This is a genomic window from Halobacillus shinanisalinarum, from assembly GCF_022919835.1.
GTDB lineage: Bacteria > Bacillota > Bacilli > Bacillales > Halobacillaceae > Halobacillus_A > Halobacillus_A shinanisalinarum.
On record NZ_CP095074.1, the window covers coordinates 3,322,311 to 3,335,009 of the forward strand.

At 40.4% G+C, this 12,699-nt stretch carries 12 protein-coding genes and 1 pseudogene; 6 read left to right on the forward strand and 7 right to left on the reverse strand.

The window, feature by feature from the left end:
- Nucleotides 1–40: 40 nt before the first annotated feature.
- Nucleotides 41–1,124, reverse strand: a pseudogene (locus MUO14_RS16500) (methyl-accepting chemotaxis protein); the annotation flags it as partial.
- Nucleotides 1,125–1,264: 140 nt separating this feature from the next.
- Between MUO14_RS16500 and MUO14_RS16505 the strand changes: the two are divergent.
- On the forward strand, nucleotides 1,265–1,495 hold the full coding sequence (locus tag MUO14_RS16505; protein ID WP_244751696.1) for an excisionase family DNA-binding protein: 231 nt from the start codon (nucleotides 1,265–1,267) through the stop codon (nucleotides 1,493–1,495).
- A gap of 14 nt (nucleotides 1,496–1,509) precedes the next feature.
- Here the strand turns inward: MUO14_RS16505 and MUO14_RS16510 are convergent, their stop codons facing one another.
- Nucleotides 1,510–3,114, reverse strand: coding sequence for an amidohydrolase (locus MUO14_RS16510; RefSeq protein ID WP_244751697.1), 1,605 nt, complete (start codon nucleotides 3,112–3,114; stop codon nucleotides 1,510–1,512).
- 111 nt (nucleotides 3,115–3,225) lie between these two features.
- Nucleotides 3,226–3,606, reverse strand: a complete 381-nt coding sequence (locus tag MUO14_RS16515) for a RidA family protein (protein ID WP_244751698.1) — start codon at nucleotides 3,604–3,606, stop codon at nucleotides 3,226–3,228.
- 206 nt (nucleotides 3,607–3,812) lie between these two features.
- Here MUO14_RS16515 and MUO14_RS16520 point away from each other — a divergent pair, with 206 nt between their 5' ends.
- The 4 genes from MUO14_RS16520 (at nucleotide 3,813) to MUO14_RS16535 (ending at nucleotide 8,433) form a co-directional block, all read left to right on the forward strand.
- On the forward strand, nucleotides 3,813–4,304 hold the full coding sequence (locus MUO14_RS16520) for an NUDIX hydrolase (protein WP_244751699.1): 492 nt from the start codon (nucleotides 3,813–3,815) through the stop codon (nucleotides 4,302–4,304).
- A gap of 396 nt (nucleotides 4,305–4,700) precedes the next feature.
- Nucleotides 4,701–6,197, forward strand: coding sequence for a Na+/H+ antiporter NhaC family protein (locus tag MUO14_RS16525; RefSeq protein ID WP_244751700.1), 1,497 nt, complete (start codon nucleotides 4,701–4,703; stop codon nucleotides 6,195–6,197).
- A gap of 180 nt (nucleotides 6,198–6,377) precedes the next feature.
- Nucleotides 6,378–7,439 carry an AI-2E family transporter gene (locus tag MUO14_RS16530; RefSeq protein ID WP_244751701.1) on the forward strand — a complete coding sequence of 354 codons (1,062 nt, stop codon included), beginning with the start codon at nucleotides 6,378–6,380 and terminating at the stop codon, nucleotides 7,437–7,439.
- A 55-nt stretch (nucleotides 7,440–7,494) separates the two neighbouring features.
- Nucleotides 7,495–8,433, forward strand: coding sequence for an aminoglycoside phosphotransferase family protein (locus tag MUO14_RS16535; RefSeq protein WP_244751702.1), 939 nt, complete (start codon nucleotides 7,495–7,497; stop codon nucleotides 8,431–8,433).
- 124 nt (nucleotides 8,434–8,557) lie between these two features.
- Here MUO14_RS16535 and MUO14_RS16540 read toward each other — a convergent pair whose 3' ends face one another.
- On the reverse strand, nucleotides 8,558–8,905 hold the full coding sequence (locus tag MUO14_RS16540; protein WP_244751703.1) for a DUF4064 domain-containing protein: 348 nt from the start codon (nucleotides 8,903–8,905) through the stop codon (nucleotides 8,558–8,560).
- A gap of 754 nt (nucleotides 8,906–9,659) precedes the next feature.
- On the opposite strand from MUO14_RS16540, the gene MUO14_RS16545 reads away from it, so the two are divergent.
- Complete coding sequence (locus MUO14_RS16545; RefSeq protein WP_244751704.1) at nucleotides 9,660–11,099, forward strand: carbon starvation CstA family protein; 1,440 nt, start codon at nucleotides 9,660–9,662, stop codon at nucleotides 11,097–11,099.
- A 142-nt stretch (nucleotides 11,100–11,241) separates the two neighbouring features.
- Here the strand turns inward: MUO14_RS16545 and MUO14_RS16550 are convergent, their stop codons facing one another.
- The 3 genes from MUO14_RS16550 to MUO14_RS16560 are packed head-to-tail and all read right to left on the reverse strand — an operon-like array spanning nucleotide 11,242 to nucleotide 12,147.
- Nucleotides 11,242–11,472 (reverse strand): helix-turn-helix domain-containing protein, encoded by a 231-nt coding sequence (locus MUO14_RS16550; protein WP_244751705.1) that lies wholly within the window; start codon nucleotides 11,470–11,472, stop codon nucleotides 11,242–11,244.
- Nucleotides 11,465–11,620, reverse strand: coding sequence for a YvrJ family protein (locus MUO14_RS16555; protein WP_244751706.1), 156 nt, complete (start codon nucleotides 11,618–11,620; stop codon nucleotides 11,465–11,467). Before MUO14_RS16555 ends, MUO14_RS16550 begins: the two co-directional genes overlap by 8 nt.
- A 2-nt stretch (nucleotides 11,621–11,622) precedes the next feature.
- Nucleotides 11,623–12,147: a sigma-70 family RNA polymerase sigma factor gene (locus MUO14_RS16560; protein WP_244751707.1), complete on the reverse strand. Its 525-nt coding sequence runs from the start codon at nucleotides 12,145–12,147 to the stop codon at nucleotides 11,623–11,625.
- Nucleotides 12,148–12,699: the final 552 nt, after the last annotated feature.

Genomic DNA, 12,699 nt, shown 5'->3' on the forward strand with positions numbered 1-12,699 from the left:
TCATTTAAGTTATCGGTAATTTGTGTTGCGGTATCTTTCGTAATTTCAGCAAGCTTGCGTATTTCTTCAGCTACAACGGAGAAACCCTTTCCAGCCTCACCTGCTCGTGCTGCTTCAATAGAAGCATTCAAAGCTAGTAGATTTGTTTGTTCAGCTATTTTTTGGATCGTCGCAATAAATCCATTTGTTTCCGCTATCTTATTTGAAAGTTGAGAAAACGTACTTTCTAAATCTTTTATTGAGGTTGCAAAACCTTTCATATCTGTTTGCAAAGTGTTTATTTTTTCATTTCCGTTCATTGAAGCATGCTTTGCGTGTAATGTTTCCTTGGATAGTGTCATGGACATCGAATCCATTTCATCCATTTTTTCCTTTGTCGATATTGTACTTTCTGCGATATGGGTGATTTGATTGCTTTGTAGCTGACTGCCTGAGGATATTTCGGATACAGCTGTTTTCATCTCATTGTGAGCGATCAAATGCACTTGAATTTGTTGATTTATTTTAGTAAGACTGTTGGTCATTGTAGTAATCTCACGATGTAGAAACTGACTTTGTGTTTCTTTTTCCTGCTTCTCCGTTTCAGATTGTGCCAGAAACTCTTCTAAGGTACTAAATTGTTTCCCATTTAAACGAATCAAGACGAAAAGGACCGCTCCAATCAATATGTAGACGAGAATGGAGGCAGGGAGCATCTCCATTAGTTGGATTTCCATTTCTGAAGCAGTAAAGGCATTCAAGAATAAACCAATAAATCCTAAAGAATAGCCAAGAAGGTAGAGGACATAGTCAAAGTGTATCGCTGAAAATACTGACAAAAATAATACGACTAATAATAGCGTACCTGACCCGCCGTAGACTGCGAAGTTAATAAAGGTATGAATAAATATCATGATGATAGAGAAGTAAGGAAAGAGGTTCTCTTTTTTCAAAGCGATCTGAAACAGCAAATAGAACAAAACGAAAAAGATGAGTTGACTTAAGTAAATCGTCGTTTTTAGAAAAGGATCTTGATTTAAAAAAGTATATACCGCAGTTGATAGTAAAGCGATAGAAAAGCTGATGAGCATGAGCGTGTTCTTGTTTCTAATATCTGATGTTCGTAACTGATGAATTGCTTCCATTATAAGTGTCCTCCCCCGAAATACTTATCTTTTATATCGGAAAAAAGCACCATAAATGAAGCAATAAATTTCAAAAAAATGTATGGTTGTGAAATGTGATATAGTATAATCACGATTTGTGATAAAGAAGGTGAGATGAATTGTATTTAACCATTGAACAAATAGCGGATTACTTGGATGTCCCTCAGGCATTTATCCAAAATCTTATCCGTGACAACCGAATCCGTACGATTCATGATGGAAAACAATACCTTATTAACAAAAGCCAATTTAATACTCATTTCGAGCAAATTGAGAAATACCGTGCAATGATCCAGGATTATTTCAATGAACCACTGCCTGATGACCCTGATATTAAGGATGAAGACTAAAAAAGCAGAGCACGTTAGCTCTGCTTTTTATCATATACTTTTTCACCACGATACCATGTTTGCACTACGTTGATCTTGTACAATTCTTCTTCTCGGACCTCGTTGGGATGTTGATCAAGCATCACAAAGTCTGCTTGATATCCACGGTCAATCTTCCCTTTCTTCCCTTCTTGGTATTCGATCTCCGCTGGCACACTAGTGAATCCGCCAAAACTGTCATCCACCGTAAGTTTTTCCTGAGGCATCCATCCACCTTCAGGGTTTCCGTCAAGATCTGTTCGATTAACAGCCGTATTGATTGATACAAGTGGATTGATCGAGCCGATCGGTAAATCCGAACTTAAGGTCACAGGAATGTGGTCACGGACGAGACTGTTAAACGCATCACAAAATGGCAGTAATTCTTTCGGTGTCCATTTACCCTTTTTATCCCATTCGCCCAACAAAAAAGAGGGCTGTGTTTCAATGTATGGCTTTATTTTTCTAAGACGGTCAATTAGATCTGGAGCTAATGTCTGGGCGTGGATGATTCGATGGCGACGCTCATTTGTGTATGCTTCTGTCTGCTCCAAAGCTTGAATGGCTTGTTCTACCGCATGATCTCCAATCGCATGCATGGCCACTTGCATCCCGTTAGAGCCAGCTTCTGCTACCATTTCGTTCACTTGTTCTTGAGAATAAACCAGCGTGCCACTGGATTCTGGGTTTTCAGGATAAGGGTTTCTCATTGCAGCTGTATGAAGACGCTGGGTCCCATCTAAAAAAATCTTAACCGCGCCGACCTTCACTTGTTTTGTTCCGTCTCCCGTTCTCCGTTTATGATTTTTCAAATATCTTCTTAAATCCTCAATATCAAATATATAATGATGTAGATGTACATCAATTGGGAGATTTTCTTCATTCTCAAGCTCCGTGTAAGCCTGCCATAGTTTATCATAACTTTTAATGAAATTTAGATCATCTGTATGGACAGATGTCAGCCCATGTTGGCTAATATGAGGAAAAGCAGCTTGGAGCGCCTGTTTCGCATCTTCGACGGACCGCCCCCAGAAATGCCGCTTAATATAATGGACAGCTGTATCCTTGAACCTTCCTGTCCACCGTCCCTGCTCATCTTTTTCTTTAAATACGTCGGTCTCTTTTTTGAAATCCTGTTCCTGTTTTAACAGCTCTAATGCTTTTTCACTGATTACACATTCGTGTCCATCTTCATGAAGGAGGAAAATGTAAGCATCTGCCTGGATTTTATGCAGGTCTTTGGCTGTAAGCAAATGATCCAGATCATCAAATTGGGCATCATTGAAGCCTTTCCCGAAAAACCAATGATTTTCTTCAAGGCCTTCATAATGATTCTCGATCATCTCCTTCATTTCTCTAAAGCTTTCCGTTTTCGTTAAATCAAGTTCCTTTTTTAATAGTCCATATCTAAGCAGGTGCATATGACTATCATTAAATCCGGGTGCAATCACTTTTCCTTTTCCATCCACTGTTTCCTTGTCACCGTAGTAGGGGCTTGAATGAATGGTTTGAAATACACCGTCCTCCCATTCAACCGCATATATGTGATCGGAATTTCTTTGGTCAAAGGGTTGATAGATTCGAACATTATCTAAAATCAAGAAGGATTCTCCTCTCAAGGTTTGCATCTAATTAGACGTTACCCATATATCTAGTGGATATAAACCTTTTGAAAGAAATCGTTCCATGTAGTCAGCTCTGCTTACAATCAGTTATCCTTTAACAGCTATTGCTTCAATTTCAACCTTCGCCCCTTTAGGGAGTTTTCCAACCTCAACCGCAGCGCGAGCTGGAAAAGGTTCACTTAAAAAGCTTGCATACACCTCGTTGACCACAGTGAAATCGTCGATATTATCAAGATAAATATTAGCCTTGGCAAGGTGTTTGTAAGTAAGTCCAGCTTCTTCTAGAATCGCACCTATATTCTTCATCACTTGTTCAGCCTGTTCTTTGACATTATCAGAAACAAATGATTGCGTGGCGGGGTCAAGTGGAATTTGACCGGAAATGAAAATGAGATCCCCCACATCAACTGCTTGTGAATATGGGCCAATCGCTGCCGGTGCTTGATCTGTAGCTATAGGTTTAAACATGACACGTCACTCCTTCTATGTAAGTTGTACATATCTTATCACGGTCAGGATCGGTTAGGAAATACTAAACGTTGAACATCGTCTCAATTAATCTTGTGATGGTGTAAACTAGAAGGGATGATTTTGAATGCTATTTGTTCTCGAAAAATGTAAAAAAACGAGAAATGTATCATTTCCCGGGAAATGATGGAGAGAGGTGTCTAATTTTGACAACAACACAAGTGGAATGGGGAGGCCATCTCGTGAATCTAACTTGGAAAGCAAGCAGGACTCTTCCCACAAGAAACTTAATTACTAGTGTTCATGGATTTTGTTTTTATGAAAGGAACCTTCTTCTAGTTGATCTAGAGGAAAGAGGGTGGGATTTCCCCGGCGGGCACATAGAGGAAGATGAGACTCCAGAACAATGTCTTCAGCGTGAAGTCATGGAAGAAGGGTATGTGGCAGGAAAGTTTGAGCTCTTAGGTTATATTTTAGTTGACCACTCAGAAAATCCTCATTGGAATGAAGAGAGTCCTTACCCGAAGCAAGGCTATCAAGTTTTTTACCGTATGGAAATTGAGAAACTGCTGCCTTTTGAAGCAGCGTTTGAATCAAGGAATCGAAAATTAATTAATCCTGAAAAAGTACCAGCGTATTGTGAAGCCTGGCAAGAAGTGTATGATGCAATTTTGCAGCAGGCCTTATTGCATGAATAACTAGAATGAGCAATAATTTCATTAGTTAAGAAGGTTGTGAGTTTTGTAGACTTTCTTACAATTTAAACTTTACAAACGGTGGATTTTATCATTAAATAAGAAGCATCCTTCATTGACAGGTATTTCTGATTTATTTAGTCAGAATCTTTTCTATATAGGAAAGAACCTTATCCAATTTGTGCCACAATTAATAAACTATGGTACGAATCCGCTTGATTTTGATTAGAATTACATCTCCAAAGCCGAAGTTGCTCCTATGTATAGGGAAGAATACCAGCAAATCTGTCATTCATTTACTATCGGGGATAAGATAGCCTAGTTTGGTGTAAGCGATTACAATTGAGTGTATTTAATGATACACTATTGAAGGATTTTTATTAATGAGGAGTGAAAATTGTGGCAGATTCAGAAAACAACGAAGTCATTGATGAAGCAATTGGAAAAAAGTCAATTAAGAAATTAGAATTCCGAGGAGGCGTCTTTGCCGCTACAGTTCCACTAATCTTTTTCATTATATGGGCGATTACATTGAGTGTAACCAAGCTTATTTCAGAGGAAGCTTTAGTTTTAGGAATCGTTATCGGTGTAGCAATTGGTTTATTTTTATGTAAATCGAAATGGGCGGATTATGCTCAAAGTTTAATTTCAGGGATGGCTCAGCCTGTCGGGGTTGTGGCAGTGATCGCATGGTTTTGGGCAGGAATGTTTGCCAAGTTATTATCGGCCGGCGGTCTTGTTGATGGATTAATTTGGTTTGGGCTCCAAACTGGCTTGGAAAGTGGAGCCTTTGTTGGTGTGACCTTCTTGCTTGCAGCTTTGTTTGCGACTGCAGTTGGTACAGGCTATGGTACAGTTGCAGCGTTTGGTATTCTTATGTATCCGGCTGGGGTTATTTTAGGAGCCGATCCTGTCATACTATTAGCAGCCATTTTGAGTGGTGCTGTATTTGGGGATAACCTCGCACCTGTATCTGATACAACGATTGTTTCAGCTACTACACAAGATGCGGATGTGCCAGGGGTCGTTCGTTCCCGCTTTAAATATTCTATTACAGCAGCCATCCCTGCCTTTATTTTATTTGTTATCTTTGGTGGAGGTGGAAATGCCGGTAATGCTGAGGCATTGGCTCGGCTTCAGGAGCAAGTGTCCCCACAAGGGTTATTCCTTCTGATCCCATTCGCACTCGTTTTGTATTTGGCATTGTCTGGTCATCATTTATTAACCTCTTTAACATGGGGAATCGTCGCCTCGATTGTTTTTATTATTTTATCCGGGACTCCGCTTACGGAGATTATTCATATTTATAAAGACGATGCGGGAAATGCTGTTGTAGATGGGGCTCTTATGAGTGGGATCGGAGGTTATTTTAATATGGCCATTTTAATCCTGTTTATATTAGCAGCTGCGCACCTAATGGAAGTTGCCGGTACAATGGAAGCGATCAAGGATTTCTTCTTGAAGATTATCAATAATGTTGTGAAACGCGCAGAGCTTTCTATGTATGGAATCGTCGCATTCTTGAATGTGTTTATTACAATCAATACAGCTGCAGAAATTGCTGCAGCACCATTTGTTCGTAAGTTGGGGGAAGAGATGAATATCCACCCTTACCGTCGGGCAAATTTTTTAGATACTGTAACCTCTTCTCTAGGGTATATTTTCCCTTGGAGTGCCGGTGTCTTGCTGGCTTGGGCAACGATCAAAGGAGCGGCTCAAAACTACGAGTCTTTACCAGTTGTAAGTCCAGCAGAGGTGTTTCCATTTGTCTTCCAGGGCTGGGGACTGCTCATCGTCATGCTGATTGCGGCTTGGACAGGATGGGGGCTACGCTATAGGGGGAAAAATGGTGAAGAAGTGAAGCCGAAAGATTATCATGGAAATGAAAATTCATAATTTCTATAAACAGGCACCCTTTGCTTATTATGCGGAGGGTGCCTTCTAGTTAAATGGGGAAATATTGCTATATTGATAACTGTCGACTTTTTTTAAGTTAAAAAAGATTAAAAAGGCTCAATGTGTGGTATTTTAGAAAAAGAGTTACTGTTCATTACTCAGATAATAAGGAGAGAGCCTATGTGGATTAACCATCCTTTTTTTAAATACATAACAGGTACAATCCTTATCTTAATTTGTATTTATTTTTTAGAAAAACTCAACTTTTTCGTTCCCGTTACAACTTTGATGGGGACATTATTCTACCCCATTCTGATTGCTGGATTTCTATATTATTTACTAAAGCCTTTCGTCCGAATGGTATCCAAAGTTAAGTTTGTACCCGATGTTGGAGCGATCCTCATCGTCTTTGCAGTAATAGCTGGTTTATTATTTGTCTCAATCAGGTTCTTAGCGGATACCATTCAAAAGCAGCTAACAAACATTACTAATCTGCCACAAGAATTAAAGGGTACAGCCCAGGAAACCCAAAAAGCGATCGAAAAGAATGATATAGGAATGCTATCAACCGGTCAAATTCGACAGAAAGCTACTAGTTTCCTAGGGGACATCACTCAATTAATGAGCGACCATATCACTGAAATTGTAACAACTCTCGCAGGGGCTACAACTGTGTTAGTTATCGTCCCATTTGTACTCTTTTACTTTTTAAAAGATGGAGACCGCTTTGTACCTTTCCTACTAAGGTTTATCCCAGCGGAAAATGAAGGGGAGGGGAGGAAGGTATTAAGGAATATTGATGAGACGTTGGCTGCCTATATAATCGGTCAAATTACGGTAGCTGTTGTGGATGGTATTCTTATGTACATCGGGTATCTTATTATTGGTCTTGATTACGCCTTAGTCCTCGGAATATTTGTAGCCCTCACCGCGGTGGTTCCATTTTTTGGCCCTATTATTGGGGCGATCCCTGCCATTGTTGTCGCAATGACACAAGATCCAATGATGGCACTTTACGTATTAATCATCCTTGTTGTTGTCCAACAGCTTGAAGGAAATCTAGTTGCACCTGTCGTACTTGGCAACCGGCTAAAGGTTCACCCGTTAACAATTATTTTGCTTTTAATTGTCGCTGCGGCCCTTTATGGATTTATAGGCATGGTTATCGCAATTCCATTATATTCGTCATTAAAAGTTACACTGAAGAATTTATACCAGTTCTACAGGTTGCGTTTCACCTGAGAAGTGCATCACAAGTATCTTCCCACTTATCCAACTTAAAGGAGAGAGAAAATTCATGCGCGTACAAGAGAATTTCGCACGCAATATCCAGTCTTCCTTTAAAGAAGAGGGTAGAGCTTGGCTTGAACAACTCCCTGAGCTTATTCAATACTGTGAGGAAAAATGGAAGCTGCAGATAAAGGAACCTTATTGCTTGTCTTTTAATTACGTGGCGCCAGCCCTAAGAAAAGGCGGGGGCGAAGTTGTAATCAAGCTTGGGGTGCCCGGCAAGGGAATTTCTAACGAGTATGAAGCATTAAAACATCTTAACGGAATCGTTCCTTTGATCGATGCTGATCTTGACAAAGGTGTGCTTATTTTAGAAAAGATTGAACCAGGAAATACGCTTTCAGAGCTTACCAATGAGAGCGAGATATGTCAGATCGCGGCTAAAGTAGTGAAAAAAATGATTGTTTCTACCCCGCCGCAGACCCATCTACCCTCTACATTAGACCGTGAAACAGATATGAAACATATTTGTAAGCAAAGCCTTGATCAACTGGGGCCTTTTTCGAATGCCACCCTGAAGCGAAGTGCAAAGGTCTTTGCCTATTTAAATAAAACAATGAAAGAGCCGATGCTTGTTCATGGCGACTTTCATCATTACAATGTCCTCTCAAATGGACCTGATTCATGGGTCGCGATTGATCCTAAAGGCTTAATTGGTGAAGTAGAATACGACTTGATCCAATTTTTTATGAACTGTCTTCCCGAGAATGGTGCTTTTGGGGTAATTGAAAATAGAGTGGAGCAATTAACTCAAGAGTTAAATTTAAATCTCCAGCGCCTGTTGTTGTGGGGATATGCCCACTCTGTATTATCAAGCGCATGGACGGTTGATGAAAAAACAGGGAACTATGATAAACTTTTCTCCCAGTGTCCGGATATTTTTAAAGAACTTTATCACAAGAGATTTCAACAAACCATTGATGATTTCTTAGAAAAAGCTTCCTAGCAGGAGAGTATTGAACATAGTGAAATAGAAGCTGATTACCTGCTGTTTATATAGGTGATCAGCTTCTTTAAATTGTCTATTATTAAAATCGACAAACGTCACTTTTTAGAGGTTTTTTCTAAAACTATGAAGCTTTAGCAACTGCTTTCTCCTTACGAACGATCCCCATAATACCAGCAATAAGGAGTAGAACAGCAGGGATTACGTAGAACCATGCGATGCTAACTAGTCCACCTAGCGCAGCGGAAATCATTATGATAGTCCCGACTTTCGTTTTGCTTTTTACTAGCACGGAACCTACAATCCCTGAGATAGAAAATAAGAACGCTGCCCAGCCAAGTCCACTGATTACACTTGTCCTGACTTCATTTATTGATAAATCGAATGCGCCGATAAGTAGGGCAAAACAAGCACTAAAAAGACCAATGATGCCGCCGATTAACCCTAATATGAATTCACCGTTCCGCTTCATGATGTTCCTCCTCATCATATAGAACCTGTCATTTCATTCATATTCAGGAGGCATTACTTTATTCGTAGCCATAAAACGACTCCTCATGCGGTTTGGTAAGTAGATTTATTTAATAAGCTGTGAAAAGGAAGTGTACAAGTTAAGTGTAAACATGCTCAATAGTTCAAAAGGGGAATCGACATGTAGAGTCAAAAAATATTACCCGGGAAATAATTTGTCATGATATGTCTTTTTTTAAATCAAATAAGACAGGTTATCACCCTGGAAATTAATGCGAGATTTCCAACAGTCAGATAAGGCTATGGTGGCGCTGATACAGGAACCAGAAAAAGAATCAAACAAAATCCCTGCTTCTTATTTGCCTGAACAACCCAAACTATGGTAAATTCATAACAATGCCATCCCGAACGCTAAACGCGACTGCGGGAAACTTAACCATTCTCTTGGGGTGGCAGGTTACATATCGGAGCCAGGACTTGTCTTAAAGGCAAGTCCTGTTTTTTGATAACCAGGGGACTGTGTTTACATGAAAATTGACAACATCTCGCTGCAGCGCTCAGATAGTTGAGACATAAGAGATTCATCTCTCTGAGGAAAGATCGTCCCACTGCTTCACTTACGCTTTTAATCAAAGAAAGCGTTTCATAACTGAGAAAAAAATGAGAAGAAATATAATTTTCAGATAAAAGGTTGTAATTCGACAAAGATCGGTATAAAATACTCTCTATCATTCAAATTGAAGGGAGGCTTGGCGATGGTTACTTTCATTTCATCCATCATCTTATTACTACTAGGATACTTTTTCTATGCAAGGGTGGTTGAGCGAATTTTTGGCATCAACGACCAGAACCAAACACCTGCTTACACAAAAAATGACGGCTTTGACTACACACCGATGAGCTGGTGGAGGGCGAGCCTTATCCAGTTGCTTAACATCGCAGGTCTCGGCCCGATATTTGGCGCAATCCTTGGCGCGCTCTACGGTCCTGTTGCCTTCATCTGGATCGTTATCGGCAGCATCTTCGCTGGTGCTGTGCACGACTATTTCTCAGGGATGCTGTCACTTAGACACAACGGTGCTCAATTTCCGACTATTGTCGGTAAATACCTGGGCAAACCGGTGCAATCGGTGATTAATCTGCTCTCTATTGGACTGATGATCCTTGTGGCAGCAGCCTTTACTGCAGGACCTGCTCAGCTGATGACTGAGGTCACTTCTCTCAGCTTTATGGCATCATTACTCATTATTTTTGCCTACTTTTTGGTAGCTACATTATTACCTGTTAATAAAATTATTGGACGAGTTTATCCGATCTTTGGGGGCATCCTCATTTTCATGGCGCTTTCTATAGGAGTGGGGTTGTTCTTTTTCGATAATCCAGTACCGAACCTAACGCTGAGCAACCTTCACCCCGAAGAGCTGCCAATGTGGCCGCTCCTAATGGTGACTGTATCTTGTGGAGCTATTTCAGGTTTCCATAGTACCCAAAGCCCAATCCTTTCACGGACGCTTAAAAAGGAAAGTGAGGGGCGGAAAGTTTTTTATGGGGCAATGATTAGTGAAGGTATTATCGCTCTAATCTGGGCAGCAGCCGGAATGGCTTTCTTCGGAAATACAGGTGGCTTGCAAGAAGCTCTTGGGGCAGGAGGCCCTGCCGGCGTTGTTAATGAAATTAGTACAACAACACTTGGAACATTTGGTGGTATTCTTGCCGTGCTCGGTGTGATCATTTTGCCAATCACGACAGGGGATACAGCATTAAGGTCCTCCCGCATGATGCTAGGAGAAGTAGTCAAGCCAATAATTAAAAGGGATGGAAAATGGGTCAATGGACTGTTAGTCATACCGGTGGCGATACCAACTTTTCTGTTAACACAAATGGATTACACCTTTCTTTGGCGTTATGTAGGCTGGTCGAATCAGGTTGTTGCAACTGTTATGCTATGGACAGGTGCCATGTACTTGCTTCAACATCAAAAATTCCACTGGATTTGCAGTGTTCCGGCTTTATTCATGACAGCTGTGGTAAGTTCTTATATTTTCTATGCGCCTGAAGGGTTTAATCTACCCTACACGACATCCATGGTGATCGGAAGTGTTATTTGGACTGCTGTTCTTGTGTGGTTCATCATCAGGCTATTTAAATCTAAGGCCTTGCATCGCCGTCAAGTCATCGCTAAAAAAGCAAGCTAATGCTGAAGCCCCCTCTGTCCAGATCTAGCTTTCGAACGCTCGGAGGGGACGTGCTAATACCGAGCGTCTCCTCAGGCTGGGGCCAAGCAACAAAATAGACGTAAACAACAAAAAGTAAGCTGCCTATCTCACAATAGGCAGCTTACTTTTCTTCCTCATAGCAACTCCAAAACGGCATCAGCTCCTCAATGTCAAATTTTTGAATCGATCGGAGGATTTGGATCCTTAGTTCTTGCTCCAAATCCTCCCGCTCAGACGCAGGAAGTGAGGAACTCAACTTTTTCATTTTCGGATCAAATTTTTCAATCAGCTCAGAGATCGCTACTTGATCTTCCTCCTTAGCCCGCAATAACAATGCGTACAAATCACTCATCTTTCTTTCTCACCTCCTTCGTTAATTCATCAATCGACTTGTCCAGATTGTGCAGACATTGATCTAATCGAAATAAAAGAAAGAAACTCACAACAACCGGGAAGCCTACATTTCCAGCAAGTGTAATCCAGGATTCGATTGTCATCATCGTTATTCTCCTTTCTGATAAGCAATGAGAAGCTTTCTCATCATCCTGTGAAACGATTTGGACACAGACTGCTGAGAGACTCCGAGTTTGCTTGCAATCTCACTTAATGTCATTTGCTCGGCAATATGATCTTTTAAGATCCGACGCTGGCGGCTAGGCAGTCTGCCAATTGCTCTGTGTAAATGACGATTGGCGACCGATTCAAATGGATCTCGTTCTTCGCCCCAACGATTCAAATCTATACTCTTATCTGCCATCACATCTAACACAGTCAAATCTTCACCAACCGACTGGTCAAGCTTGAGCACATGCCAATCACGCCAAGTCTTACGTTTTTTCTGATAATCTTTCGCATAACGCCATAACACTGTATTGATATAGGTCACAAAACGCGCCTCAATCTGATAATGATAGAACAACTGATTCACATAGCTGCGATTTTCAGATGTCGGCTTCTTTGTGGCTACTACAACAGCCTCATAATGGTTCTTATCCTGTAAAAATAACTCGAGCGGTTTTTTAATCATGCTATCACCCCTCCTTTCTAAAGAATAAGGGTTCTGGGTAACATTTCACAACCTTAAATCGAACTAATGTTCGTATTTTGCACAAAAAAATAAACTTTATACGTTTTTATTGTGGATTTAAAATAAAGTCGTACCGTTTAAAACAAAGTTGAACCGTTTATACATGGATTTTGATATTTGTGGATTTTCTTATTAAGGGCGCGCTAATCGAATAGTGCGTCCTTTTGAATTGGGCCATATAATGGAGTAACTTATTGTGAAAGTTATAGATATTTGAAATAATTGTTATTAATTTAAAGGAAAATTTTGTGAACAAAAGTTTCAAGATAGTACACTAAAAGGCATAAGTGGGAGGGCATAATTTTATGGGAATTGCTTTAGGAATAGTGATCACCTTTATTCTTATAGGGGTTGTACGTGTCTTGCTTGGTATTCCACCTTCTCGTAGTAATTCTAAGCGATTCCAAGATCGTGACTACTCTTGACACTAACAGCTGATCTTACTTAAATGGGCGCATTTCCGGAATAAAGGATTTGCGCCTTTTTTTCATG